This window comes from Aminiphilus circumscriptus DSM 16581 (assembly GCF_000526375.1).
GTDB lineage: Bacteria > Synergistota > Synergistia > Synergistales > Aminiphilaceae > Aminiphilus > Aminiphilus circumscriptus.
The window spans coordinates 331007-357365 of sequence record NZ_JAFY01000005.1 but is presented as its reverse complement, the minus strand read 5'-3'; the positions used below and the strand labels follow the sequence as shown (position 1 = coordinate 357365).

At 61.6% G+C, this 26359-nt stretch carries 16 protein-coding genes, 1 pseudogene and 1 riboswitch; of the genes and pseudogenes, 6 read left to right on the top strand and 11 right to left on the bottom strand.

Going from position 1 to position 26359, the window contains the following annotated elements; genetic code table 11:
• Positions 1–69: 69 nt before the first annotated feature.
• The 4 genes from thiW to K349_RS0108775 all read right to left on the bottom strand — a co-directional run bounded on the left by thiW (position 70) and on the right by K349_RS0108775 (position 4456).
• Entirely contained in the window at positions 70–570 is a 501-nt protein-coding gene (gene thiW / locus K349_RS0108795; RefSeq protein ID WP_029165479.1) for an energy coupling factor transporter S component ThiW, read from the bottom strand.
• Between the two features lie 138 nt (positions 571–708).
• Positions 709–816: riboswitch (TPP riboswitch) on the bottom strand.
• A 135-nt stretch (positions 817–951) separates the two neighbouring features.
• Positions 952–2157 carry a M24 family metallopeptidase gene (locus K349_RS0108785; protein ID WP_084460308.1) on the bottom strand — a complete coding sequence of 402 codons (1206 nt, stop codon included), beginning with the start codon at positions 2155–2157 and terminating at the stop codon, positions 952–954.
• 27 nt (positions 2158–2184) lie between these two features.
• On the bottom strand, positions 2185–3987 hold the full coding sequence (gene ptsP / locus K349_RS0108780) for a phosphoenolpyruvate--protein phosphotransferase (protein WP_029165476.1): 1803 nt from the start codon (positions 3985–3987) through the stop codon (positions 2185–2187).
• A 10-nt stretch (positions 3988–3997) separates the two neighbouring features.
• On the bottom strand, positions 3998–4456 hold the full coding sequence (locus K349_RS0108775; protein ID WP_029165475.1) for a universal stress protein: 459 nt from the start codon (positions 4454–4456) through the stop codon (positions 3998–4000).
• Between the two features lie 142 nt (positions 4457–4598).
• Here K349_RS0108775 and K349_RS0108770 point away from each other — a divergent pair, with 142 nt between their 5' ends.
• From K349_RS0108770 to K349_RS0108750, 5 genes are all read left to right on the top strand, one after another.
• Complete coding sequence (locus K349_RS0108770) at positions 4599–4970, top strand: encapsulin-associated ferritin-like protein (protein WP_029165474.1); 372 nt, start codon at positions 4599–4601, stop codon at positions 4968–4970.
• Positions 4971–5001: 31 nt separating this feature from the next.
• Positions 5002–5799 (top strand): family 1 encapsulin nanocompartment shell protein, encoded by a 798-nt coding sequence (locus K349_RS0108765; protein WP_029165473.1) that lies wholly within the window; start codon positions 5002–5004, stop codon positions 5797–5799.
• Between the two features lie 223 nt (positions 5800–6022).
• On the top strand, positions 6023–11353 hold the full coding sequence (locus K349_RS0108760; protein ID WP_157367344.1) for an Ig-like domain-containing alpha-2-macroglobulin family protein: 5331 nt from the start codon (positions 6023–6025) through the stop codon (positions 11351–11353).
• A gap of 46 nt (positions 11354–11399) precedes the next feature.
• Positions 11400–13667, top strand: coding sequence for a penicillin-binding protein 1C (gene pbpC / locus K349_RS0108755; RefSeq protein WP_029165471.1), 2268 nt, complete (start codon positions 11400–11402; stop codon positions 13665–13667).
• Between the two features lie 384 nt (positions 13668–14051).
• A complete protein-coding gene (locus tag K349_RS0108750) occupies positions 14052–14807 on the top strand; it encodes a 2-phosphosulfolactate phosphatase (RefSeq protein ID WP_029165470.1) in 756 nt (251 codons plus the stop codon).
• Between the two features lie 9 nt (positions 14808–14816).
• On the opposite strand, the gene K349_RS0108745 is transcribed toward K349_RS0108750, so the two are convergent.
• Positions 14817–15512 carry a lipid-binding SYLF domain-containing protein gene (locus K349_RS0108745; RefSeq protein ID WP_029165469.1) on the bottom strand — a complete coding sequence of 232 codons (696 nt, stop codon included), beginning with the start codon at positions 15510–15512 and terminating at the stop codon, positions 14817–14819.
• A gap of 127 nt (positions 15513–15639) precedes the next feature.
• Between K349_RS0108745 and K349_RS0108740 the strand changes: the two genes are divergently transcribed.
• On the top strand, positions 15640–16983 hold the full coding sequence (locus K349_RS0108740) for a GGDEF domain-containing protein (RefSeq protein WP_029165468.1): 1344 nt from the start codon (positions 15640–15642) through the stop codon (positions 16981–16983).
• On the opposite strand, the gene K349_RS0108735 is transcribed toward K349_RS0108740, so the two are convergent.
• The 6 genes and pseudogenes from K349_RS0108735 to K349_RS19695 all read right to left on the bottom strand — a co-directional run.
• Entirely contained in the window at positions 16957–17868 is a 912-nt protein-coding gene (locus tag K349_RS0108735) for a tetratricopeptide repeat protein (protein WP_029165467.1), read from the bottom strand. The genes K349_RS0108740 and K349_RS0108735 overlap by 27 nt on opposite strands.
• A gap of 64 nt (positions 17869–17932) precedes the next feature.
• Positions 17933–19237, bottom strand: coding sequence for a glucose-1-phosphate adenylyltransferase (glgC, locus tag K349_RS0108730; RefSeq protein WP_029165466.1), 1305 nt, complete (start codon positions 19235–19237; stop codon positions 17933–17935).
• Between the two features lie 244 nt (positions 19238–19481).
• Positions 19482–20936, bottom strand: coding sequence for a glycogen synthase GlgA (gene glgA / locus K349_RS0108725; RefSeq protein ID WP_029165465.1), 1455 nt, complete (start codon positions 20934–20936; stop codon positions 19482–19484).
• A 2-nt stretch (positions 20937–20938) separates the two neighbouring features.
• Entirely contained in the window at positions 20939–22675 is a 1737-nt protein-coding gene (gene glgP, locus K349_RS0108720; RefSeq protein ID WP_029165464.1) for an alpha-glucan family phosphorylase, read from the bottom strand.
• A gap of 55 nt (positions 22676–22730) precedes the next feature.
• On the bottom strand, positions 22731–25109 hold the full coding sequence (locus tag K349_RS0108715) for a DUF3536 domain-containing protein (RefSeq protein ID WP_029165463.1): 2379 nt from the start codon (positions 25107–25109) through the stop codon (positions 22731–22733).
• A gap of 110 nt (positions 25110–25219) precedes the next feature.
• Positions 25220–26281: pseudogene (locus tag K349_RS19695) on the bottom strand (pyridoxal phosphate-dependent aminotransferase); the annotation flags it as partial.
• Positions 26282–26359 lie beyond the last annotated feature (78 nt).

Below are 26359 nucleotides of genomic sequence, written 5' to 3'. Positions count from 1 at the left end.
TGTCTGCCTCCTTGTTCGTGCCGGTTTCTGTCGAGCGGTAAAACGATAGGCCCTCGTGCGTCGGGAGACCTACAGGGTTGCCGCCATCTTCCGAAATGCCTGGTTTTGCCGCAACAGATGGAGCAGCAGAAATGCCACGGTCGCTCCGGGAAGGCTGCTCGCCAGAAACGCCAGGTTGAGCGAGACGATCCCTACGGATCTTCCCATGGCAGGCCCGAGAAGGAGCGCCGCGAGAGAGGCCCCCACCGGGCCGGTGCCAAGAGGTTCGGCGAAGACGGCCCAGTCTTTTTTCCACCACCGGAAGGCGAATCCCGCCGCCAGAGCGCCGGGGATGCTCCCGGGAAAGGCGAAGAGGGTTCCCGTTCCCGTGAAGAGCCTCAGGAGGCTCGTCACGGCGGCAATGCCCGCTGCCCACCAGGGGCCGAGGAGCGCTCCGGCGAGGGCGTTGACCGTGTGCTGGAAGGGAAAGCATTTTGTGGGCCCCAGGGGAATGTGAATGCCCGAGAGAAGCAACGCCGCGGCCACGAAAAGCCCCGCTGCGGTAAGGCGTTTGAGGGGAAAGGGAGTCACGAAGGAACACCTCCTCTCCCGCATGGCTGCGACAGACGAGGAGCACGTCGAAAATGGGGAAAATGGGGAAAAGGGTGTGTGGTGTGCATAAAAAACCTCCCGGCAAGGAGATGCCGGGAGCGAAGTTTTTCGTGTCGTGGAAAACACACAGAACTTCCCTTCGCCGGCATGACCCGGATCAGGTTCCAAGGGTCGAGGCGAAGAAGCCTCCTCTCAGCCGGTTCGCCGGCCCCCCCAGTTGCTGTCGCCGTTACGATACGGACAAGGTGCGTCTTTGTCAATGGGTCTGTCGTGTTCGTGGCAAAAGGGGAGCCGGCTTATCCGGTTTTCCGCGCTCCGGAACGACGGATGGCCGGACCGGATGCAGGCTCCCCGAGAACGTCACGCTTCTCCGGGAGTGAGCGTCCAGAGGTCCTCCTGCGGAGGCGTGAGGAAGGCGCATCCGTTCGAGGTGACCACCACCATGTCCTCCTGACCCAGATAGCCGCAGGATGTCTGCACACCGAATTCGAGGGTAAAGACCTGTCCTTCTTCCACAGGGAGTTCCACCAACTTGCCGTAGCGCTCCCATCGGGGACCCAGGAGCGCGCCGCCGTCGTGGGCGAAGGCGCCCACCTGATGTCCCAAGGAATGGGCGTATTCGGGGTAGCCCGCTTCGGTAACAATGCGCCGTGCCACGGCATCCACCTCGCAGCCGCGCACGCCGGGGCGAAGAAACGCTGCCGCTTCTTCGATGCCGCGCCGAACGACACTGAAAGCTCTTCGCACGTCCCCGGGCGGCTCGGGAGCCTCCCGGGAGGGTCGGTACCAGACGCGCTGGAGGTCCGAACTATAGCCGTCCTTGCGGATGCCGAAATCCATGTTGAGCACGTGCCCGGGAAGGACGGGAAGATCCGGGGGTGTTCCATGGCCGGGGATCATGTCGGGTCCGCTCGTGATGCCCGGATCGCCGGAGAGACTCCACGAGCCTTCAAGATTTCGGCGGTGCATTTCTTCGTGAAGAAAATCCGAAATGCGTCGCAGCGTCCACCCCTCCTGGAAGTTCCGCGGCCAGAGGTCGAAGAGTTCCAGCGTCTCCGCGATGGCCGCCCGGATGCGCCGCAGCTCCTCCGGCGTTTTGATGCTCCGCACTTTGGAGAAGAGCCCTTCCGCGGAGACGAGTCGTTCCGCATAGGGCGTTCCTTCGAGAAGCGAGCGCAAGCGTCGGTACATGCCGAAGGAGAGCCCGTCCACAGCGTAGTTCGCCTCGGAGAAGTTGAGGCCGATCGTTTTGGGATCGAGAAGGGTCAAGGCTTCCCGCAGGGGCTCCCGAATGGACTGCACATAGGGAAAGATGCGATAGGTTTCGAGGGCCTCTACGTCGCTTTTATCCAGGGCTGCGAGAACGGCAAAGGCCCTGCCGTCTCGGGCGAGCAGAAACGCCGCTTCACCCACCACGTCCGCTCCCACGAGGTATCGCATCGCGGGATCGCACATTTCCGATGTTTCTCGGACGAAAGTGCACCAACAATCGATCCCCGTTTCACCGAGAAGAGCCATGGCCTGATCTATTTTCCCCTGAACGAGGGGTTGCATGGAGGACATCATCTCGTTTCCGTCCGTTCTCGCCGGATCTCATTCATCGGCGAAATTCGCGGTAAGGGCGGCTCTCCGCTCCTGCAGGTACGTTCGCACCTCCGCCGCCGTGCCGAAGGAGAGCGCTTTGCCGGCGATGTCCCGGCAGACTTCAATGGAGAGAGTCCGTACGAGCCGTTTCGCCCAGGGGATCTGGGAGGGTGTCATGGAGAGTTCCTGGAATCCCAGTCCCAAAAGAAGCGGAATGGCGTCGAGGTCGCCTGCCATCTCACCGCACATGCCGAGTTCGATATTCCGCTTCCCGGCCCCTTCGGCGGTGAGACGGAGGAGCTGGAGCACGCCGGGGTGGAAGGAGTCGTACCATCTGGTTACCCTGGCGTTCATGCGGTCCGCTGCGAGTGTGTACTGCGTGAGGTCGTTGGTGCCGACGGAGAAGAAATCCGCCTCCGCCGCGAGGAGTGGTGCCATGGCGGCGGCTGCGGGGATTTCGATCATGATTCCCACCTTCACCGGCGGTACCGCGATACCTTCCGCTTCAAGCTCGCTCCGGGCCTGATCGAGGGCCTTCCTTGCACTCCGAAGATCCTCCAGCCCTGCCACCATGGGGAACATGATCCGCAGATCTCCCGAGGGCGCGGCTCGAAGAAGTGCCCGGAGCTGGGTACGGAAGAGATCCTTCTCGTCGAGGCAGATGCGCAGCGCCCGATATCCGAGGAAGGGGTTCATCTCCGGCTTGTCGCCCAGGATGCCCCGCAGGGAGGGCACTTCCTTGTCGCCCCCGGCGTCGAGAGTGCGGATGACCGTGGGCATACCCTTCATGCCTTCCAGGGCTTTGACGTAGGCCGCGAGCTGTTCCTCTTCCCCTGGAGGGGTGTCGCCGCTCATGTAGAGGAATTCCGTGCGGAAGAGTCCGACTCCGGTGCCCCCGTAGCTCAGAACCTTTTCCGTTCCCTCCGGTTTGGCGATGTTCCCCCAGAGACCGATCTCCACGCCGTCCAGGGTGATGGCCGGAAGATCCCGGAGTGTCGCCAACTGCCGTGCCGTGTGCAGCCGTTTTTCCCTGAGCGCGGCGAACCGTGCCGTTTCTTCCGCCGAAGGGGCGAGGACTACGTCGCCTCGTTCGCCGTCGAGGGCCACGGGAAGTCCTTCTTCAATCAGGTCGGAGAGGTTCCCGATGCCGGACACGGCGGGGATTTCAAGCGCCTTGGCGATGATGGCGGTATGGCTCGTGGGGCCTCCCCGTTCGGTGAGGATGCCCGCCACCGTTTTGGACGAGAGAGCGGCCGTGTCCGATGGGGTCAGATCTTCCGCCACCAGAATCACGGGCTCGCCAACGTCCTCCAGGTCGAGCGTTCCCACGCCGAGAAGATTTCGGAAAATGCGCCGCCCCACATCCTCCACGTCGGCGGCGCGCTCCCGGAGATACGGGTCCGGCAGGGATTCGAAGAGCGTCTTGATTTCCCTGGTCTTGAGGACCACCGCATCCTCGGGCGAGGTGCCCTTGTGGAGTAACTCCTCCACGCCGCCGGAGAGCATGGGGTCATCGAGCATGAGGTTTTGGGCGGCGAAGACCGCGGCTTTTTCCTGCCCGAGCGTGGCGGTGCTTTGTGCCTGGAGCTGAAGAAGTTGCTCCCGGGATGCCGCCAGAGCCTTACGGAAACGCATGACCGCCGTTTCGGGAGATTCGTCTCTGGACGGCCCTGGCATCTCGGCCTCCGAGGAGAGCGCGAAGGAGACGGTGCGGTAGATCCGGGCGGGTCCCACGCCATAGCCCGGAGAGAGGGGAATGCCGCGGAGTGTTCGGGAACCGGTGGGACGGGAAGATGTCTTCTGCAGATCCATGAGTTCCTCCTCAGAAAACCTTGAGGCCCGGTCGATAGACGAGAACCGAGCAGTGGGCGTAACGGACCACGTTGGTGGCGGTGCTGCCGACGATGAGATGCTCCAGGGCGCTCTGCCCCTTGTGTCCCACCACGATGAGATTGTAGCCGTTTTCCTTGGCCTTGGAGATGACCAGGTCGGCGGGATTTCCCTCCTCCACGAAGACCTGGTGCTCGTGGCAGTGTTCGCAAGGGAGCGCCTCCTCCGCTCTGCGGATCCAGTAGGCGATTTTTTTCTGGGCGATTTCCCTGACCTGCATGTCCAGCTCCGGGGGAACCCACGGTTCGTAGCCTCGCCAGAGGGAGGTATGGGGCAGGGCGTGGAGAAAATCCACTTGTACGTCCAGGCGATGGGCGAGCGAATGTCCGTAAAGCACGAGTTCCTCGGAGATCTTGCTCAGGTCGAGAGCGACGAGAATCTTGCGGGGCATGGAACATCCCTCCTTGTCTGATGGGGTGAAGGTGTGTCTCCGGCAGTGTTCGTCCTTGCCGCCATTTCTGTAAGTATACCCGTTCTTTTTAGATGTGGTAGTATGTTCCTGTCAATATCACGCTGCAGGAGGTGCATGACGGATGAGTTCCTATCACGAACCGGTGGAGGAGTTGTCCCAGGCGGACCGGGACATTCACCGTGCGTTGAACAGCCTGAAAGAGGAAGTCGAGGCGGTGGACTGGTACCACCAGAGAGCTGCTGCATCGCAGGATGAGACGATCAGGAGCGTCATTCTGCACAATCGGGATGAAGAGATCGAGCACGCGTGCATGATGCTTGAATGGCTTCGGAGGACCATGCCCGAGTGGGATGCGGCGCTGCGGACCTACTTGTTCACCACTGCGCCGATCACCGAGGTCGAGGAAGCCGCCACGGGAGGCGAGGGTTCCGGTAACGCGGCACCCGCTTCCTCGGCGAGTGGCATCGGCATCGGGAGCATGAAAAACAGATAGCGTAGAAGGAGACGAAAGGGAGGAGCACGAAATGGACATTCTCAAGAGATCGTTATCCCCGGTTACGGATGGAGCGTGGAAGGAAATCGACGCGCAGGCGCGCACGGTGCTCGAAGCGCACCTCTCCGCACGGAGATTTGTCGATGTGGAGGGCCCTCGCGGCTGGGATTACGCGGTTCTGTCCTTGGGGCGGCTCGATGTCCCCAAGGGCCAGAAGCCCGAAGGCGTTGTCTACGGTGTGCATCAGGTCCAACCCCTCGTCGAGACCAGGATCTCCTTTGAGCTCGACCGGTGGGAGTTGGACAACGTGGAACGGGGCGCCAAGGACATCGATTTCTCGGCCCTCGACGAAGCGGCGAAGAAGGCGGCGCTCTTCGAGGAGAAAGCCGTCTACGAGGGGCTCAAGGCGGCGGGCATCGTCGGTCTGGCGGAGGCTGGAAAGGGGAACGCCGTTTCCCTCGACATGAAGAGCAAGGAAACGATTCTCGGAACCCTGCTCAAGGGGCTCGGGAAATTTCAGGATGCCGCGGTGGGCGGTCCCTATGCCCTGGTGGCGGGACCTTCCCTCTGGAACGCCATTCATTCCTTCGGGGACTATCCGCTGCATAAGCGGATCAAGGACCTTCTGGGAGGAAAGATCATCCTGCTGCCCCACACCGATGCGGCCTATCTCGTCTCCCTTCGGGGCGGCGACATGGAACTGGTGCTCGGGCAGGATTTCGCCGTGGGATTCGAGGATGTCTCGGCGAAAAAAGTGCAGCTCTTCCTCACGGAATCCTTCACGTTCCGCGTCATCGTTCCCGAGGCTGTGATACCTCTGACGAAGTGACGCGTCCTGTGGTGAATCCGCCGAAAGTGAATCGGAGGCGGACGGAGAGGATTGCGGAAGAGTGACGTCTCTTCCAAGGGCGCTTCTTCCGGAAATATTTCTGATTGACAGGTGGAAAAAACGACCCCGGAGAGCGGCTACGGTCATTCTCCGGGGTCGTTCGACATCAAGGCGGAAGGAATCCGTGGAAAATTCCGCGGAGAAACAGGGGGAGGGATGGGAAATGCGTTTGACGGTGCGCCTGCTTGTTTTGGTTCTGCTGGCGGTGTGCGTGCTGGGCGGTGTCGGCCACGCCGCGCAGGAGAAGGCGGCAGAATTCGTCGTCGCCTCTTTTTCTCCCGAGGGAGAAGTGAAGGGATCTCCCAAGGTGACGGCGGTCTTCTCCGCTCCCGTGGTGCAGAAGACTGCGGTGGGAAAACCTCTGGACGAAAAGAACGCGCCGTTCCTCCTCCTGCCGAGACTCAAAGGCGGATGGACGTGGCAGGATGAGCGGACCTGCGTCTTCACCCCCGCAGTTCCTTTCGCCTTGGCGACCCGCTACACCGCTACGTTCCGGGACGATCTTCGGGATCAGAACGGGCGGCTTCTCGCGGGGCGGCACGTCTTCGCCTTCCGCACCGCACCTCTCGCGTTCCTTGATGCCACGCAGGTCGATTTTGATCCCAGAGGGTCGTTGACCCTCGATCTGCGTTTCTCTCTTCCCGTTTCGCCCTTGCGGCTCCGGGGATATCTTGCCTTTCGCGACGAGGGCGGACGGGAGATCCCCTACGATCTTCCCGCTGGTCCTCCATCCAAAAAGGTGTCGGTGCGCCTCGCCTCGTTCTCCGGGAAAAAACTCACGCTCGAGATCGCCGCGGGATTTCCTCCCGCGACGGGCGACCTCGGGCTCGTCAAGGACGTACGCCAGGAGATCGTTCCCGCCTTCGTGCTCGCCATTCAGAGCGGTTACGCAGAATCCGAGGCGGAGGACCGGGGGCGCATCTGGATAAGTACGTCCGCTCCCGTCGATGTTGGGCGTGCCGCCGCTTTCGTGTCCCTTTCCCCAGCGGTTCCCTTCACGGTGGAACCCTCGGACTGGGGATTCGCCGTAGTGGGCGATTTCCGCCCCAGAGACCGGGTGGTGCTCACCGTCAAGAAAGGGCTTCCGGGTGCTCAGGGAGGACGCTTGGAGGCGGAGTACCAGAAGGCATTCATCTTCCCCGACGTGGCGCCGCTCGTGCGCTTTCCCGCGGCGGGAACCTACATCTCGCCTGCGGGGGATCTGCGGATTCCCCTGGAGACAGTGAACGTCGATGAGGTGGAGATCACGGCCTGGCGTGTGTACGACAACAATGTTCCCCTCGCCATGGGGCTCGGTGAAGAAGGACTTTCCCAGAGCCTTTCCCGACTCGTTGCCCGGGAGAATTTTTTCCCGGGGGGCGGAGTGAACGAACTGACCCGGCGGGCGGTGGACCTTCGTTCCCTCGTGAGCCCGGACAAGGGGATTTTCCTCCTCACCGCCCAGGACATGCAGTGGGGTGCCTGGGAACAGGGACGTCTCGTCGTGTCCGTCTCGGATCTGGGAGTCACGGCAAAGGTTTTTCCCCGAGGTGTTCTGGTGTGGGTGAACTCCATCGCCTCCCTCGCGCCCGTGGAGAAGGCAGTGGTGCGGGTTTACTCCGCGTCGAACCAGCTCCTCGCGGAGGGGAGCACTGACGGAGACGGAGTGGCCCTCGTGGAGATGGATGCCCCGTGGGACGAACAGCTCTTTCCCCGAGTGGTCACCGTCTCTTCCGGGGAGGACGCGACCTATCTCGTTCTGCGACAGGATCTGGTGGCGCTCGCGGGGTACGAGACAGCAGGACGTCCCTATCTGCGCAAGGGATATGACGCGTTCCTCTTCCTTCCCAGGGGGGTCTTCCGCCCCGGGGAGACGGCGGATGTCACGGCGCTTCTCCGGGATCCGGAACACCGTTCTCCCGAGTCCTTTCCGCTCCAGTTTTCCGTGATGTCCCCCACGGGACGGGAGCTTCTCCGGGAATCGGCCCTGCTCACGCCCCAGGGGTTCGCCCACGTCGCCATCCCCCTTGCGGACAGCGTCCCCACGGGAACGTACACCGTAAGGATCTTTCTCCCCGGAGAGAAAACACCTCTGGAGTCGCTGCAGTTCCTGGTGGAGGAATTCGCTCCGCCCCGCATCGAGGTAGAGGTGGAGGCGGACAGAAAAGAACTCTTCCCGGGGGATTCTCTGGAGTTCGCCGTGACGGGGCGCTATCTCTTCGGTGCTCCCGCCGCGGGCCTTCCCTGCGAGGTGGAGGTCCGCCTGGTTCCCAAGCCCTTCTCGCCTCCGGGATGGGAGGGGTTTGTCTTTGCCGATGGGGAAAAGAAACCTGTCCCCTACCAGGAATTCCTCGGAAGCATCGTTCTCGATGACGAGGGGAAGGGGCTCTTCACCTACGAGGGGCCCTTCGCGGATTCGGGAACGCTCCTTTTCCGGGCGGGCGTCATGGAGGAGGGAGGGCGTTTCGCTTACAAAACACTCTCGCTTCCCTACCATCCCGTGGGGACCTATGTGGGCATCCGTGCTCCCCGGGACGAAGTCCGCACAGGGACGAGCGTTTCCTTCCGCATCGGCGCGACGCTTCCCGACGGAAGCCCCGCGCCTCTTGGCGCCGTCACGGCGGAAATCTCCAGGGTGATCTGGCACAGTGTGCTTGTGGAGGAGGACGGACGCTACCGTTTCCAGGGACGGGAGGAGTTCGTCTCTCTGGAGCGGTCGGGTGTGCCCCTCTCGGGAGGCGAGGGTTCCTTCGCCTTTACGCCCAGGGAGGACGGGCAGTATCTTCTCCGCGTCACGGACGAAGAGGGGGGTGCCGCGGCGTCGGTGCGTTTCTACGCCTTCGGTGACGGAGGGACGGGAGGAGGATCGCTCCTCGATCAGGTGCGCCTCTCCCCTTCGAAGACGCTCTATGCGGAGGGGGACGAGGCCCGAATCAAAGTGGAGGCCCCCTTTGCCGGAAAACTGCTTTTCACCGTGGAGACCGACCGTGTTCTCGAGCATCGCGTCCTGGATCTTGCGACAAAAAAGACGGAGATCCGTTTCCCCGTGACCGCGGCCATGGCGCCTAATGCCTATTGCACTGTCTGGGTCGTCCGGGAGGTCTCGGAGACCGTGGAGAACTGGAGTAGTCACAGGGCGCTCGGGACGGTGCGAATTGCCGTGGATCAGGACGCGCTTCGCCTGCGCACGCTGGTGGAAGCGCCTTCCCGGGTCCGTCCGGGCCGTTCCTTCTCCGTCTCGGTCCGCCTCGAGGATGCCCAGGGCAACGCCGTGCCGGGAGAGGCCGCTCTGGCCTTCGTGGACGAGGGAATCCTCGGTCTCACGGATTTCACCACGCCGGATCCCTGGTCCTTCTTTACGGCTCTTCGGGCTCTCGGCGTGCAGACCTTCGATCTCTACGACGAGCTGCTTCCCGTCGAGGGCAAGGCAACGGCGCTGCTTCGTCCCGGCGGTGGCGACGGCGAGGAGGCGATGATGAGGGCGAGCCTTTCTCCCGTGCGGGCTCGGCGCTTCGTGCCTCTCTCTCTCTTCCTTCCGCCCCAGGCCACGGACGCGGAGGGGCGTGTCACGATGGAGTTGGAAATTCCCGAGTTCAGCGGGCGGGGGCGTATCATGGTCGTCGCCGCGGCGGGAGCGCTTTCCGGAACGGGCGAGGTGCCTGTCGAAATCGCCCGGGATGTGGTGGCGGAACTTTCCCTGCCCCGGGCCGTTGCGCCGGGGGATACCTTCCTGGTTCCGGTGACGCTCTTCTCCAGGGCGGAACGTCCTCTGGATGTACAGGTCGAGCTGCGGCTCGAAGGACCGATTTCCTCGGACGCGACGCTTTCCTCCGCGCACTCCCTCGACCCCGGCGGAAAAAGCGAGGCGCTTCTCGTCCCGCTTCGTGCCGTTTCCGAAGGCGGCGTGGCGCGGGTCACCGTCGCCGCTGCCTGGGATGGCGACCTGGCCGAGGAGACGGTCTCTCTTCCGGTCCGGCCAGCGAGCCCCAGGGTTTCTCTTTCCGGCGGAGGCAGTGTGCCTGCCGGCTCTGTAGGATCTCTGGATCTGCCTAGGTCCTGGTTTCCCGGAACGGTTCGGAGCAGGCTGGTCCTCTCCGGCGCTCCCGGAGTGGATCTCGCCGGCGTGCTGCGCTATCTCAACACCTATCCTTACGGATGTCTCGAACAGACCGTCTCCAGCGCATGGCCCCTGCTGGCGCTTCCCTCCATCGTCGCCGAGGTGGATCCTCTTTTGGCGAGCGAGGCGGAACGGAGACGTCTTCTCGACGAACGGGTGCGGCGAATCATGTCCCTGCAGCGGTGGGACGGCGGATTCAGTCTGTGGCCAGGCAGCGCCGAGGGAACGGACTGGTCCGGCGTGTACGCGGTGCATTTCCTCGTCGCCGCGAAAAAACAAGGAGTTCCTCTTTCCGAAGAATCCCTCGGCTTTGCGCTTTCCTTCGTGCGGCGGCTTCTTCCGGCATTGCCGGGAGGAACGGACGAGGACGTTCTGAACGCTTACACCGCCAAGGCCTATGGCGCATATGTGCTCGCCCTGGCGGGGGAGCCGCCTCTGGCGTGGATGGAACATCTTCGGGAGCGGGTGGAGCAGCTCCGTTCGGCGGGCCGCCTTTTCTTGGCCGGAGCCTACGCCCTCTCCGGCCAGAAGGAGACCGCCAGAAATCTGCTCGGTCAGACCACCATCTCCGTGGAGACTCCTCCAAGCGGGGCCGAAACGCTTGATTCGGGAGTCCGGGACAGCGCGCTCGCGCTGTTGATGTGGCTTCAGATCGACACTGCCGCGCCGGAGATTCCTCTTCTTGCGGAGAAACTGCTCGCGGCCCGCACGGGGGGAACCTGGTATGGAACCCAGGAGAACGCCTTTGCGGCCCTCGCTTTGGGGGCCTATCTCGAGGGTACCGGGCGGGCGAGGCGCCCCTTCACGGCCCGGCTTCTGGACGAGGAGGGGCGGCTTCTCGGCGAAGTGCGACAGGGAGAGCGCCTGGTGCTCTCCGAGGAGGATGGGCTCGACCGGCCGCTGCGTCTTTCCTGCAGCGGCGAGGGAACCGTGTATTACGCCTGGGTTGCGGATGGGGTTCCTCTTGAGATGCCGAAGCCTGTTTCCCGAGGGATTTCGATCAAGCGTACACTCCTCGACAGGAACGGGAATCCCCTCTCAAAGGACGCGAACATCCGGCAGGGGGATCTGTTGCAAGTGCGGTTGGAGGTTCTCCCCGAGCGGACCGTGACCGATCTGGTGGTGGCGGATCTCCTTCCGGGATGCTTCGAGATCGAGAACCCCCGTCTTACCGCAGGCGCGGAAGAGAAACAGGACGCCAGTGTCAGGGAGGAAGTTCGGGACGACCGCCTTCTCCTCTTCGTAAACCGGCTTGCGGAGAAAAAGACCTTTCACTACATCTATCAGGTACGTGCCGTGAGCAGAGGGACATTTGTCCTTCCGCCCGCCGCCGTGGAGGCCATGTACGATCCGGCGGTACGGGCCATCGGTTCCGCGGGAATGATGCGTGTGGAGTGAACGCGGACGGTCGACTCTGGTCTGACCGGAAGAGAAGGCGGATACCATGAGCGAAGAGAGAGCCTCCCGAACACGGTGGAGGTCCGTTGAGGTTTTCCTTGCCGTCCTGCTGCTGACGCTTGCGGGAGGAATCGTCTTCCTGTGGAAGACGGTTCCTCCTGTCGATCCGGAGGCGCTGCGCGAATGTCCCGCGTCGCCTGTCGTCTTCGACAGGGAAGGACGTATGCTTCGGGCCTACCTTGCCCCGGATGGTGCCTGGAGTTTACCCGTCTCCTTGGATGCCATGGGGACGTGGTTGCCCAAAGTGGCTGTCGAGGTGGAGGACCGGCGTTTCTTTTCCCATCCCGGGGTGGACCTGATCGCGATTTTCCGGGCTCTCGCGGGGAATATCCACGAGGGGCGGGTCATCTCCGGTGCGTCCACCATCACGAGCCAACTGGTCCGGCTCACCGTGCCGAGGCCGAGGACCATGCGCGCCAAGGCGGAGGAGTTTTTTCAGGCGCTTCGTCTCGAACGACGCTTTCCCAAGGAACAAATTCTTGAGCTGTACCTGAACAAGGCGCCCTTCGGAGGGAACATCCGAGGTGTGGAGGCCGCGTCCCTGCTTTATTTCGGCAAGAGTGCCCGTTCTCTCTCCGTGGGAGAGGCGGCTCTTCTGGTAGGACTCCTGAAGAGCCCCAGCGCGCTCCGTCCGGACAAAAACCCGCAGGGAGCGCGGAAAAGAAGAGATCTCCTTCTCACGCTTCTTGCCGAACGGGGAGTGCTCACCTCCACGGAACTTTCCGTCGCCCTGGCGGAGCCGGTGATGGGGCGGTTTCACCCCTTCCTTCCCGTGGCCGCCCATGCGGCGGACCGGATACGGGCGCTCGCCGCACCGGACACGACGGTATTTCGGTCGACTCTTGATCTGGGTCTCCAGCGTCACATGGAACGTCTCCTGCACGAGGCCCTGGGTGCGTTTCCTTCGTCGGTGAGTGCCGCCGGAATTCTTGTGGAGAACTCCTCCCGTGCCGTTCGGGCTTATGTGGGAAACGCCAGGTGGGGTGAAGAGCGCGGCGCCGGATGGGTGGACTGCGGCGAGGCGCTGCGTTCCCCAGGATCCACGCTCAAGCCGTTTCTCTACGCTCTGGCGTTTCAGGAAGGGCTGCTTGGGCCGGGATCCCTTCTCGCAGACACCCCCCTCGGTTTCCGGGGTGAATCCCCCCGCAATTTCGACCGCCTCTATCGAGGACCCGTGAGCGCCCGCGCCGCTCTGGCGGAATCGCTCAACGCACCGGCGGTCCGAGTGCTCCGTACGGTCGGGACCGCGTCGTTCCTGTCGTTTCTCCGGCGTTTCGGATTCGCAAACCTCCACCGCGATGCCTCCGCCTATGGGGATGCCCTTGTCCTGGGGGGCTGCGAGGTGACGCTCCTCGAACTCGCCCGGGCCTATGCGGCCCTTGCCGGAGGCGGACGCTTGTTGCCCTTGCGGTGGATGGAAATCCAAGAAGAGACGGCGGCGCGTTCTTTCCGGGGCGATGCGGTGGTGGATCCCGGAGCGGCTTTTCTCGTCGCGGAATGTCTCCGGGACCCGGGACGGCTCTCTTCTCTGGCGGAACAGCAGTATGGAGAGGACGGGCGGTGGGTCGCGTTCAAGACGGGTACCTCCTACGGATTTCGGGATGCCTGGACGGCCGCCTATTCACCTCGCTATACCGTCGTGATATGGTTTGGAGACACGGGAGGCACGCCCAGAGACGGCCTTGTGGGGCTCCGGGCGGCGACACCCGTGGCATTGCGGATGCTCCGCAGGGTTCCGGGACTCCCCGGGCCGAAATGGTTCGAGCCTCCCTCCGGTGTAGAGCTTCGCGAAGTTTGTGCGCTCTCCGGACTCGCTCCGGGGAGCGCCTGCGAGCGAACCTACCGGGAATGGCACATCGATGGTGTTTCCCCGGGCGGGCGCTGTTCCCTCCATGTACTTCGAAACGGTCTACCCGTGACGCAATGGCCGCTGGAACTCCGGGGATACGAAACGGGAGGACGCCCGCGTGGAGAGGTGGAAAGACGGACATTTCGGCTCGCCATCACATCGCCGGGATCGGGAAAACGCTATGTACTCGTTTCCGGTGCGGGGGAACAGAAAGTTCCGCTTCTTGCCGAAGGCGGCGACACCATCCTCTACTGGTTTGTGAACGGAGAATTCTTCGCACGACAGGAGCCTGGGGGGCAGCTTTTCTGGTCTCTCACGCCGGGGAAGCATCGCATTTCCGTCGCCGATGCGGAGAACATTCCCGATTCCGTGGAAGTGGAAGTCGTTGCCTCGCCCTCTCCGTGACAGGGAAGCGGTGTGGAATACGTCGGTCTCTTTCACGGCATGCGTGTTGTGTGCAGGAGATGACCAGCCCCTGGACTCAATGCCACGAGGAAGGGTCGTGGGGGCATCTCCCGGAACATCAGTCCTACGCACGGCGGTACTCCTCGGATGAGCCGACGACAGAGGCTTCCCTCAGGGTTTTGATGCGTGAAGGAATCCTTTCCACAGAAGGGCACCACTCCGATGAGTGAGCCGGAAATTTTCCGGAAATGTACAGTTCCAGACATGGTGGAATCGCTCTGAGAGAAAGCGCGTTTCGCGAGAAGGTTTTCAATCGGTACGGCGGGTTGCGTCCGGAGCGGCCGTTTTGAAGAGTGCCTCTCCCTGTGCAGAAAGGAAGATGTTATGGAACGCATCGATGTCGTGCTCTCTCCGGGAGAACCGCTTCCTCCCGCGGATGTGTGGCTCGTGGTGGATATTCTTCGAGCCACCACGTCCATCGTGGCCTTTTTCGACGGCGGAGGAGCATTGCTCACGCCGCTCCGAACCGTGGAAGAAGCGTTGGAACTTCGGAAAATCTGGGGGCATCGATGGCTTTTGGCGGGAGAACGGGGGGGCGTGCCTCCCGATGGATTCCATCGGGGAAATTCACCCCGGGAAATGCTCTCGGGTTCGACAGGAATGCGTCTGCTCTTCACCACGACGAACGGAACGGAGGCGTTGCTTCGGTGTGCAGCGACAGGTCATCCCGTGTTCGCCGCCTGTGCCCGGAACGCTCGGGCCGCCGCGAAAGAGGCGCTGCGCAGGGGGAAGCGCATCGGTATCTTCTGTGCGGGACGTCATGGCCGGAGTGCGTTGGATGACGCGCTGTGCGCGGGGCTTCTTATGCGGCGCCTTCTGGAGGAAGGGGTGCGTTTGGAAGAACGTGCACCCTCCTGTGGCGACGGAGCCAGGATGGCCCTGGCTCTGTGGCGGAACCTCGGGGAAGAGCGGTTCCATGATGTCGTGAAGGAGGCAGACCACGCGGAAATTCTGCGACGTCTCGGCATGGAAGAGGACGTCCGATTCTGCTGTGACATAGACAGAACAGACATCGTCCCTCTCCTGGGTATGTGGAAGGACCGTCCAGTCTTTTCGCATCCCCAGGAGAGGGCAGGCTAGAGCGTGGCGCTATTTCTTCTTGAGGAGGTTTGCAATCTCCCTCGTGAGGGGGGCCATGCGCTGATCCGTGGCGCGACGGGCGAGAATCTGCTGCGGGGACATCTCTTTTTTCCAGTAGGCCTTGTTTGCGTCCTGGTCCGTGTCGACCACGGCTCCCTCCAGGGAGAGCCCCGCGAAAAGCCCTTTGCTCATGGAATAGCTGTAGATGGATGCCTTCAGTCTGGAATCCGTCGCTGCCTGGGCGCTGCGCCCGACGGGTCCCGCCGCCACGGCGAGATCTCCTCCCAGGGTGACATTGTCCCCCATGAAACCCTGCATGCCCCGGTCGTTGGTGATGACGAGCACCAGTGCGGTGGACTGGATGCCGATCTGGATTCCCCAGGAAGCTCCGGCGATGGTGAGGAAACTCGGGCCGTACCAGTTGCCGCTCTGGGGATCCCTCTTGAGGAGCAGGCCTTCTCCGTAACGCCCACCAAGGACGAATCCCGCCTTCACGACGGAGGGGAAGATGGCGATGCCCTTGGCGTCGCGGATAAGATCCGCCATGGTGGAGGCATCGTTCTGTTTTGCCATTTCCCGGAGAATCTTTGCGCTGTCGGCGATCCTGGCTTCGGGAGTCGCCGCCTGGGCGATTTCCTGCGTGACGGCCAGGAAGGCGAAACAGAGAAGGAACAGTGCCGTTTGAAGCACGCTCTGTCGTTTCATGTTCGCAACACATCCTTTCTTCGAGGCTGGAACCCTCGGAATGTAGTATAACATTGATGGGGTAGGCCTGCCGAAGATGTTACGAAACGCTCTGGCGCATCCCAATGACGGGAAAGGAGACCGGGACATGAATCGATCCGATGAAGAATTGCTGGATCGCCTGCTGCCGGGAGGACACGAGATGTTCGATCTCGTTCCCGTTCCCATGCTTCTCGGCAATTGCCGGGAGGAAGCGTTCCTCGTGCGGTGCGTCAACCGGGCCTTCGAGGAACAGATGGGAACTCCGCGAGAGCTTCCCGGGACCCTCTCGGCGGCATTCGGTTCGAAGGACAGTCCTTTTGCTCCGGAGATGTTCCTGGAGTGTCTTGTCCGGAACGGATGGAGCCGTCGTTTTTGGGAGGCGATTCCGGGGGAGCGTATTTTTGATGCGGTCGTTTTCCGTCATCCCGAGGGGGGGGTTCTGGCAATTCTTCCGGACTACTCGGATCGTGTCGTCGTTCGGCGCATGGAAAAATTGGAAGCGGCGACTGCTTCCGCCCTCCGGAATTATACCGTTCGGGAAGTTTTTTCGCCGCTCCTTTCCGCAGTGACGGAGACGCTCGGAGTGGATTGGGCGGGGATTTTCCAGTGGATTCCTCCGGAGGAGCGATGGACGTTGCTCTTTGCGGAGGAAAATACCCTTCTTCCGGGGAGGATGGACTGGGCTCTCGCCTTTGTGCAGGCGCTTTTCGAGGAAGGGGAGTGCAGCGGTGCCCTTCTTGGTGATCTTGCCATAGAGGAAGGCGGGCAGTGGTGGGTTCCCTGGGTTTCTTCCGTCGAAGGGGCCAGAAAAGAGCTTTTGCAGCGACAGGGCGTGGGGTCTCTTTTCGCGGGAACGCTTCTGGTTGGAAGCGCTCCCATGGTTCTCCTGGGACTCTCCGAAAGAGAGGGCGTATTCGCCAGACTGAGCGGAAATCCTCTTCGAGCGCTTCTGCCGGTTTTCGCCTCCACGGCCGAGCGCTACCGCGTGATCACCGGCATGTCCATCGTCAATGACCGGGACAAGGCAACAGGACTGCTCTCGCGAGGAGGAGTGCAGCGCTTTCTCAAACAGGAGCTGGACAAGGCGAGGCGCTACGGGTTTCCAGTGTCTTGCGTGCGCGTTGCATTGGATAACGTCGAGGCGATCAGGAAGGCCGGAGGAGAGACTTCATTTTTCGATGCGCTTCGGATGATCGCCGGAATCGCCAGTCAATGCATCCGCACGGTAGATGTGGCTGCGCGATCCGATGAGGCGACACTGCTACTTGTCCTCCCGCACACTCCCGCGGAGGGATGTGCTGTCGTCGTGAACCGGCTCAGGGAACGCCTGGAGGGGATTTCACCGCTTCCAGGCGTTCCGCTGCAGGTGACATTCGCACACGCTACCTTCGCCGGAGCTACCCTTCCTTCTCCGGAGCGCGTGCTATTCGGAGAGTTCTTCCATGCGTGAAAGTATGTCCAGTGCGGTCTGATCCAGCGTCTCCCAGTCCGTGTCGTCACCGCCGCAGACCGCCTCGATTTGGCTCCGTCCCATCTCGAGGACGGGAAAGACAGGGGTTTGGGCCAGTTCGGTTCGGATTTCCTCAAGGACGTCTTCGGGGAGTCTGTCCGTGAGATAGCCGAAAAAGGTTGTTGCAGTGGACAGCGCCATGATGCGCTCCTCCGTCTGTACCCATACGGGATGGAGCAGGGTGGCGGCGGAGAACTCGAGCAGCGTGTCCTCGTCGTCTTCGTCGGAGTCGGGAGCGTCCCAATAGTCAAGGAGGTAGAAGGGCAGGTTCGGGGCAACCCGGAAAGCTTCCAGGAGGGCCAGATGGCTCTCCCTTCCGGGGCCTGCCAGTTCCAGCGTCGCAATGGCCTGTGCGTGCGCGGAGAAAGGTGTCTTCTCGCTGTCTGCCAGAACCTCCTCGAGAACGGTCGAATACTGGCCCGTTTGCAGCAAGCCGATGTAGCGTATGGCCCGCCCCCAATAGGCGCCGTCGTTCTCCTCTGTGCCTCTCTCCAGAAGCGCCTCCGCCGTTTCGAGCGCCTTCGCGCCGTTCTCGTCGAAAATGTAGGCGAAGCCGAGCCGCTGCAGTCCCTCGGTCAGAAGGAGAGAAAGCTCCTCGTCGTGGGGGTTTTTCTCCACGAGGCGCCGAAGCTCCGCGACGGCTCTTTCCGTGAAACCGACCGACTCCTCGACGTCCTCGGTCAAATCGGCGAGCATGAACAGCGCCTCGGGGTTCTCCGGAGAAACGGCAAGGATCTGCGAGGCCAGATTTTCTACCTTCTGGGGATTTTCCTCGTCGTACATGGCTTCCAGCAGTTCCTCCAGAGAAGCCTTTTTCTTTGCCATGGGTCTGACCTCCACTTGTTTTCAGAATTCTTCCCGTTTTCCGGGAAGAGGCCCTCCGAAAAAATCAGAAAGAGCCGAGTCGGGGCGGCACGGATTCTCCCATGCTTTGGAGCGGTATGTCAACGGAGTGGCGGAGCTTGATACTGGGCATTCCCACCACCACAATTCCCGATTTTTCGTCTAGGTGATAGCGTTCCGCATCGGTCTGTCGATCATAGCCGATCACGGTGTTCGGGGGAAGAATGTTGTGCGCGTCCACGATGGTTCGCCGCAGTTTACATCCCTCTCCGATGACCACGTTCTGGCCGATGATGCATTCCTCCAGCACGGCTCCGGGGTGAATGATACAGTTCCTGGAGAGGACCGAGAAGTGGACGGTGGCCCCGAGGACACGGCTTCCCTCCGCCCGGAGGGCCCCCACGACGGAACAGTGCTGCCCTTTCACGGGGTAGGTGAATCCAGGCGGATCCGCGTAGGAAACGGTACGAATCGGCCAATGGGGATTGAAGAGCGTGAGCTGGGAGGGGTGTTGCAGCAGGTCCATATGGGCCTGCCAATAGGCGTCGATGGTTCCCACGTCTTTCCAGTAGGGGCGGTCGTTCCCGGGGATGATGTTGGTTGAGAAATCGTAGGCCATCATGCGACACAGGCCGAAAATTCTGGGCAGAATGTCCTTGCCGAAGTCATGGGTGCTCTGGGGGTCCCGGGCGTCCTCGATGAGTGCCTCTTCCAAAGCTTCGCGCTCGAAGATGTAATTGCCCATGGAGACGTAGCTGAACTCGGGGCGCCCCGGGATCTGGGGAGGATTTTTCGGTTTTTCCACAAAATTGATGATCTTGTTCGTGTCGTCCACGTCGATGCAGCCGAACTGCCAGGCCTCGGAGGTGGGAACGACGTTTGCCGCCACGGTCACGTCCGCTCGGTTGTCCACGTGGAACTGCAGCATCTGTTCCACGTCCATTTTGTAGATGTGGTCCGCGGCGAAGATGCACACATGGTCCGCGTCGTACATGGTTGCGAGATGCAGGTTCTGGAAGACCGCATCGGCAGTGCCCTTGTACCAGTGCTCGCCTGTCCACATCTGGGCCGGGACACTGGTGATGAAGAAGTCCCGCCCCCGCATGGCTCCGCCGAACTGCCATCCCCGCTCGATATGCTCGTTGAGAGATTGGCTCCGAAACTGGACGAGGACGTAGATGGAATAAAGTCCGCTGTTCACAAGGTTCGAAAGCGCGAAGTCGATGATGCGGTATTTCGCCGCGAAAGGAACCGCCGGCTTTGCGCGGTACTTGGTGAGGGGCATGAGACGTTCGCCTTTGCCCCCGGCGAGAACGATGCCCAGAACGCGACCGTATTTCCCGTAAATCATGGATGCTCACCCTCCTCTTGTGAGACTTGTGAGACGTTGCAGGCGATACATGACCTCGCCTTTGCTCCGCTGGGGCGAGAGAAAAAGCCTCTCCACACAACCACCACCATGTGGGACGGCCCCTGCGGGGTGTTTTGCATGGTGGCGGGAACGTGGTTGCACATTTGAAAAAGCGGCGCTCCCGACGAGTTTTCTTTTTTTCGGAAATGCGGTCGCGGCGGTTCCGCAAGGAATGCGTCGACCGTCAGTTCCCCAGAAGTCTCAGGTACAGAGCCTTGTATGTCTCTGCGGAGTGCTTCCAGGAAAAATCCTGTTCCATGCCGTGACGGACGATGATTTTCCACTGTTCTCTATCATGCCAGTGCGACAGTGCCCGTTCGACCACACGACGGAGTTCGTGCGGGGTGTAGTCGCTGAAGAGGAAGCCGTTTCCGTCGGGGGAGCCGTCCACGTCGATGATGGTGTCCGCGAGTCCGCCCACGGCACGGACAAGAGGAACCGTTCCGTAACGGAGCGCGATGAGTTGGGAGAGGCCGCAGGGTTCGAAAAGGGACGGCATGAGGAGCATGTCGCCGCCCGCATAGAGAAGGTGCGCCAGCGTTTCGTCGTACCCCGCATGAACATGGAGGAGGTCCTGATACCGGCGGGATTCCTCCTGCAGGACACGCTCGTAGATGGGGTGCCCGCTTCCGAGGATGAGCACCCTCGTTCCGAGCGAGAGGAGGTCTTCCATGGCGGCGAGGAGGATGTCCACCCCCTTTTGTTCCACCAGTCGTCCGACGAAGACGAGCAGGGGGCGGTCGTTTTCCTCCCAGCCGCATGCCTGAAGGAGTGCCTTGCGACAGAGAGTTTTCCCGCTGAGATCTTCGATGCTGTATGGAGCGGGAAGCAGCGGGTCCGTCTCGGGGTTCCAGACGGTGTAGTCGAGGCCGTTGAGAATTCCCTGGATCTTTCCCCGACAGCTCGCGAGAACACCGTCAAGTCCCATGCCTCCCTGAGGGGTCTGAATTTCCCATGCATAACGAGGGCTTACAGTGGTGATGGCGTCCGCGGCAAGAATGCCCCCTTTGAGTGCGTTGATGCCGCCGTAGAACTCAATGCCCTCGATGGTGAAGCTTTCCTTGACGAAGCCCCAGATGTTCAGCGCATTCGGCGTTGTAATCCACTGGTGGGCCAGGTTGTGAATGGTGAGGACCGTCTCGTAGTCACCCCGTCTGTTTCGGTAATGGCGGTGCCACTTGAGAGCTGCGGGTACCAGCGCGCCGGGCCAGTCGTGAACGTGGAAAATGTCCGGAGTCCATTCCAGCGCTCCGGGGATTTCCAGCGCGGCGAGAGAGAGGAACGCGAAGGGGAGCGTGGCCAGAGGTGTCGTCTCCCGGGGATAGACTTCCGGGTCTGAGAAGAGTTCCGGTTGTTCGAGCAGGTACACCGGTGTGTTGTTCACCGATGTCTCCCACAGAGGAGCACTGTATACGCGCCAGTCAAGGGCGACATGCACACTTTTCCCGGTGGGAGCGCAGGAAAGGTTCTGGGCCTCCAGGCGCTCGAACAAGCCGGGATAGGCAGGGAGCACGATGCGGGCGTCCACGCCGACCTCCCGGAGTGCCGCAGGAAGGGATCCCACCACGTCCCCCAATCCACCGAGCTTGACGAGGGGCGCCATTTCGGAGGCTACGTGGAGAACCCGAGGGCACTTCATGATCAAAGCCCCCGAAAGACGATGCCGTAGGCTTTTTCGCAGTAGTCCTTCACCATTCGATGCGTGTTGAAGTAGCTGGCGTTGAGAGCGATGGAGGATTTCATCATGGAGATCCACTTTTCCCGGTGCTGATAGTAGGAAGGAAGGACTTTCTCCCGCAGTTTCGCGTAAAGATCCACCGCGTCCTCCATCTCGTTGTAGTCGATGAGGTCCGCCTCGGCGGGTTCGGGACCGATGGACCAGCCCGTGACGTCCTCAATCCATCCCTCGATCCACCAGCCGTCGAGAACGGAAAGGTTCATCACACCGTTGTGGGTGCACTTCATGCCGCTCGTTCCCGATGCCTCCCGGGGGCGCTTGGGATTGTTCAGCCACAGGTCCACGCCCTCGGTGAGGAGTCCCGCGACGGACATATCGTAGTTTTCCAGGTAGACGATGGGCAGAGCGGCTCCGATCTCCTTCGATGCCCGGATGATCTTTTGGATGACCGCCTTGCCGCCTTCGTCCTGGGGATGCGCTTTTCCTGCGAAGATGAACTGCACCTGTCCCGCACAGGCGTCCAGGAGTTTCTTCATGTCGGAGAAGAGCAGGTCGGCCCGCTTGTAGGTCGCGGCCCGGCGGGCAAAACCGATGGTGAGCACGTCCGGATCGAGTTCCCGCCCCGTGTCCTCCAGGATCTTGGCGAGGAGTTTCATCTTCGCCGCCTGATGAGCCTTCCAGATGTCCTCGTCGGAGAGCTTGAGCGCCTGGGTGAGCCTGGAGGGGTCGTTGCTCCAGCCCGGTATCTCACGGTCGAAAAGACGGCGCATGCCCGTGGACGTCCAGGTGAGGGAGTGGACACCGTTGGTGATGGCATCCACCTTGGAGGTGTTGAACATGCGGCGGCTCACTTCGGCGTGCTTGACCGACACACCGTTGGTGAAACGGCTGTAGCGGAGCCCCAGCTCCGTCATGGAGACGCCGTTCTCGCCGAGCATGCGCCGGAGTCGCCCTCCGAAGATGGGGTCCATGACGCGGTCCACGAGTTCGTAGGGGAAGTGGTCGTGTCCTGCGGGAACGGGTGTGTGGGTGGTGAAGACCACCTGATCGCGCACTTTTTGGAAGTTTTCGTAACCCATCTCCCGGAGCAGTTCCAGGGTGAGGAATCCCGCATGTCCTTCGTTGAGATGGAAGGTTTTGATGTTGTCGTAGCCGAGATCGCGGAGAATACGCAAGCCCCCCACGCCGAGGATGATCTCCTGGATCAGGCGGTAGCGCTGGTCGCCTCCGTAGAGGTGCCACGTGAAGGCCCTGTCCTCGGGGCTGTTCGCGTCGAAATCCGTGTCGAGGAAATAAATGGGAACGGGGTATCCGCCCTGGCCGATGAAGTCGTGCACCCAGGCACGGATGTGCAGGGAGCGCCCTTCGATCATGACGGAGACTTCGTTGGGAAGGAGCTGGAGGAATTGTTCCGGCTGCCATTCCACCGAGGATTCCTGCTGCCATCCTTCGCTGTTGAACCTCTGGTTGAAATAGCCCTTTTTGTACAGAAGCGTAATCCCTACCAGGGGAACACCGAGATCCGCGGCGCTCTTGAGCGTGTCTCCCGCGAGGACGCCGAGCCCTCCCGAGTAGGTCGGAATCTGATGGTGGATGCCTATTTCCATGGAAAAGTAGGCCACGGTACGGAAGGCAGGATCATTCTCCAACATCCTGCGTAAACTTTGCCCGACGTTTTTTCCGTGCACCATGACGGACATGCTCGTTCCTCCTTCACTGATGAACTCGTCTCTGTACAGTTATACCACGCTTGGATCATTCGGGCACCGTTCGCGATGATTCTGGAACGGCGAATCCGAGAAATGCCGCAAGGTTGAGGAGTGTGCCTGATGTTCGTTCCTTTTCCGATTCGAGCAGGCGCCACATTTCGTTCTGAATGCGCCAGAGATCGAGGGTGATGTGGAGTTCACGGATGCGTTCCAGGTGGGCGAGAACGCGCCGCAGAACAGTCTCTTCCTCGACGCTTCGTTGTGCCCGGAGTGCGTTGTGCAGCTCCCGGGCGAGATGCGGTGCCAGCACCGACAGCTCCGGTTCGAGCCCCATGGAATGCGCCTCCTCGAGAAGCGTTTCCAGGGGAGAATTCTCGGAGAGGAGATCGAGAACGGTCGAACTTGCCTCCACGAGTTCCTGGAGATGGGAGCGGAAGGACAGTTCCGCCGCGGCCCGAAGAAACGGAGGTGCACTGACGCCGATGCTGTGGAGCTGCACCAGCAGGCGTTTCGATTCGTCGGTGATCTCCGTGGTTTGTTCGGACCAGCGTTCCTCCGCCTCGATGGAGCGTTCCCGAGCAACCATTTCCCGGTCATCCTGGGGAAGAATACCCAGCTTCCAGGGGCCGAGGGGAAAGTGGTTCTCCATCTGACGGGAGAGTTCCAGGAGATCTCCCTCGTAGAAAAGCCTCTTGAAAGGGCGAAGAGGGGGCAGGTCATCCTCCCGGAGGCGGCACACGTCGCCCAATCCCCCCGAGGAAAGAACGCAGGCGCTCCCTTTCCATCTTCGGTTGGTGCGATGGTCCTCCACGGAGAGGTCGGAAAGTCGCAGGAACAGATCGCCTCCGCTGATGGTGTGCGAGGTTTGGTCCACCGTGAAGGCGTAGTAGGACGAAGAAACGCCGAGTAGCGCCGCTTGGGTCGCCACGTCCCGAAGAGAGCGCCGGGAGGGGAGGACGAGTTGATCGAGGACGACGTCGCCCCGGGGCAGTTCGGGGCGATTGCCCTCGGCTTTCCGGAGGTCGCTTCGGAAGGACTCCTCCAGATCGGGGCCGCCCGCTTCCCGGAGAAGTTCCAGCGCCCGATACGCGTAGGACAGGATCTGCACGGTTTCGATGCCGGCAAGGTCGTTGAAGAACCATCCGCAGGAGGTGTACATGAACATCCCCATGCGCTGTGCCTCCAGGAGGAGAAGAATCTTTCCGGTATCCTCCTCACGGAGGGATTTTCCGAAACGTGCCGCAAGAAACGCCTCGGGAGTCTCTTCGCCCTGGTCCAGGTGGAGAGCGATCGCCTCGTTTCGTAACGCCCAGGGATCCTGCGTGAACGGCGCCAGGTTTGCCTCGAAAGAATCGTCCAGCTTTTCCCGGAGGCGATCCAGGGCGTGTCGCAGCGGTCCTCGCCATCGCTGATGCCAGCCATGCTCTCCGCCGGTATGACATCCGCAGTCGCTCCGCCAGCGTTCCACCCCGTGGGCGCAGGACCAGGAGGTGTTCTCGGCGATGGTCGCCTCCCACGTTGCGGGGTGTCGGGCAAGAAAGGCGTCGATGTTGCTCAAGCTCACATCTCTTGAGGAGGAAAGAACCTGAAAGGCTCTTGCAAGGGCCATTTCCCCGAAACGATGGTGGTGCCCGTAACTCTCGCCGTCCGTGGCGATCACCACGAGACGGGGCTCTCCATTGTCGGGAACACTTCGTAAAAGGGCTTCGGCGAGGCGGTCTCCATTGTCCAGGAGTCCCCCGAAAGCGATGTCCCGGGCTATGTCCGCCGAATAGAACACCACCACAATGCTCTTTCCCGAGGGAAGGGCGACGCGGTAGGGACGACTGGTATCGAGCCCCGTCCCGCCGGGCGTTTTTTGACCCTCTCCCGAGGGAGAACGCACGGAGGCGCATTGCCAGGGGGCGAGAATGGTGAAGGCAACGCCCTCCGTCGCTAATGCCTCCAGAGTCATCGTGTCCACCGCCGTTTCCGGAAGCCACATTCCCACGGGATTTCTCCCGAAGCGGCTCCGGAAATCCACCGCTCCCCAGCGGACCTGTGTGCGTTTGTCCCGGGCGGAGGCGAGGGGAAGAATCATATGATTGTAACCCTGGGCGATGGCGTTTCCGGCACCGAATTCCCGGGTGGCCTCCTCGTCGGAGGTGCGGATTCGCGTGGCCAGAACGTGGTCGTGACGCGCCATCCAGCGGTGCAGCGTGGGGCCTACGTTGAAACTCAGATAACGGTAGTTGTTCACGATACTGACGATGCGCCCGTTTCCGTCGGTGAGTCGCGCCGCTCGATTCGGGCGGTAGCATTCCGCGTTGATGCGTGCGTTCCAGTCGTGATAAGGGGCAGCCGAAGCGTCGGAGAGCACCTCGTCGAGCCAGGGGTCTTCTCGGGGTGGTTGATAAAAATGAGCGTGGATACAGACGCAGCGCATGGAGACTTCCCTCCCTCAGAGCGGACTGATGGGTGTTTCGTCAAGGAGCGACGGGACCCCCCGGATTTGAGGGCGTCGAGGCGTTCCAGAAAGAGTTCGAGAAATTCCGGAGAGGGAATGCGAAGGCGGACATAGCGCTCGTCCAGGTGCATGTATCCTTCCCCTGATTCGCCCGCAATGCCCTGTTCTCCCAAAAGAGTCGCCAAATTTCCCCGATTTTCGGAAAGGAGCAGGATGGGTGTTCGGGGATCCGTCGCAGCCATCCGGAGAAAGGAGTGCTTTCGGAAAAACTCCATGAGGCGCGTCTTCGTCGTGAAGACGTAGGTTTTCGTTCGTTCGAGAAAAGCCGAGTCGGAAAGGGCCTCCCGGGCAAGAATCGCCCCGAGGGTATTCACCGGGAAGGGAGGGTGCACTTTCCGGAAAAGTTCCAGGAGTTCCGGATGGCGTGTCACGCCGTATCCGACCCGCATTCCCGCAAGTCCCCATGCCTTGGAGAAGGAGCGGACCACGATCACATTGGGGGAGGTGAGTCGGGTCGCCCATTCATCACGGGGGAGATAGTCCCCGTAGGCCTCGTCCACGAGAAGCCAGCTTCCCCCCTTTGCGCAGACGTGGCTTAAATGCTCGAGCTCCGCCAGAGTGAGCGTTTGGCCCGTCGGGTTGTGGGGACGATCCACGTAGAGGACGTGGGGACGTCCTCGTGCGGCACGGAGCCACGCGTCGAGGTGCGCCTCGAAAAGTGGCGGATGCAGGATCAGCGGGTGATAACGGACATTGTTGAGCATCGCCTGGAGAGGAACGTCGGTGAACTGGGGAGAAACCCCGCCGAGTAAGGAACCCGGAGGAAGAAGGATTCGCAGGAGCGTGAGAAGTACGCCGAAGGAGCCGTGGCCGAGGACGATGTGCTCTCTCGTGACGTCCGAATCGCCAAGGTACTCCGCGATGGTTTCCCGCAGAGGGGTAAGGTCCGGAGGAGGATAGCATCCAGGATCCCAGTTTTGAGGGGAGGCGAGAAAAGCTCGTACGGAATCAGGGATACCGAGAGGATTCGTTCCCAGGGCACAATCCACGACCCCCCCCGGAACTTCGGTCCGAAGGTGGCTCGTGTTCCGGGTCACATAACTTTCTCGGGTATCCCGGAGGAGGTCCCGAGGAAGGCGTCCCTGCCACATGGAATCCACCTCGTTTCCACAAAATACACGGTGCCGGGCGGTCTTTGCCTGGATTATACCAGTTGCAGGAAGAGAATA

Coding starts and splice junctions, on each gene's coding strand:
- K349_RS0108785 (WP_084460308.1), bottom strand. CDS start 2,157: ATGATGTCCTCCATGCAACCCCTCGTTCAGGGGAAAATAGATCAGGCC.
- ptsP (WP_029165476.1), bottom strand. CDS start 3,987: ATGGATCTGCAGAAGACATCTTCCCGTCCCACCGGTTCCCGAACACTC.
- K349_RS0108775 (WP_029165475.1), bottom strand. CDS start 4,456: ATGCCCCGCAAGATTCTCGTCGCTCTCGACCTGAGCAAGATCTCCGAG.
- K349_RS0108770 (WP_029165474.1), top strand. CDS start 4,599: ATGAGTTCCTATCACGAACCGGTGGAGGAGTTGTCCCAGGCGGACCGG.
- K349_RS0108765 (WP_029165473.1), top strand. CDS start 5,002: ATGGACATTCTCAAGAGATCGTTATCCCCGGTTACGGATGGAGCGTGG.
- K349_RS0108760 (WP_157367344.1), top strand. CDS start 6,023: ATGCGTTTGACGGTGCGCCTGCTTGTTTTGGTTCTGCTGGCGGTGTGC.
- pbpC (WP_029165471.1), top strand. CDS start 11,400: ATGAGCGAAGAGAGAGCCTCCCGAACACGGTGGAGGTCCGTTGAGGTT.
- K349_RS0108750 (WP_029165470.1), top strand. CDS start 14,052: ATGGAACGCATCGATGTCGTGCTCTCTCCGGGAGAACCGCTTCCTCCC.
- K349_RS0108745 (WP_029165469.1), bottom strand. CDS start 15,512: ATGAAACGACAGAGCGTGCTTCAAACGGCACTGTTCCTTCTCTGTTTC.
- K349_RS0108740 (WP_029165468.1), top strand. CDS start 15,640: ATGAATCGATCCGATGAAGAATTGCTGGATCGCCTGCTGCCGGGAGGA.
- K349_RS0108735 (WP_029165467.1), bottom strand. CDS start 17,868: ATGGCAAAGAAAAAGGCTTCTCTGGAGGAACTGCTGGAAGCCATGTAC.
- glgC (WP_029165466.1), bottom strand. CDS start 19,237: ATGATTTACGGGAAATACGGTCGCGTTCTGGGCATCGTTCTCGCCGGG.
- glgA (WP_029165465.1), bottom strand. CDS start 20,936: ATGAAGTGCCCTCGGGTTCTCCACGTAGCCTCCGAAATGGCGCCCCTC.
- glgP (WP_029165464.1), bottom strand. CDS start 22,675: ATGTCCGTCATGGTGCACGGAAAAAACGTCGGGCAAAGTTTACGCAGG.
- K349_RS0108715 (WP_029165463.1), bottom strand. CDS start 25,109: ATGCGCTGCGTCTGTATCCACGCTCATTTTTATCAACCACCCCGAGAA.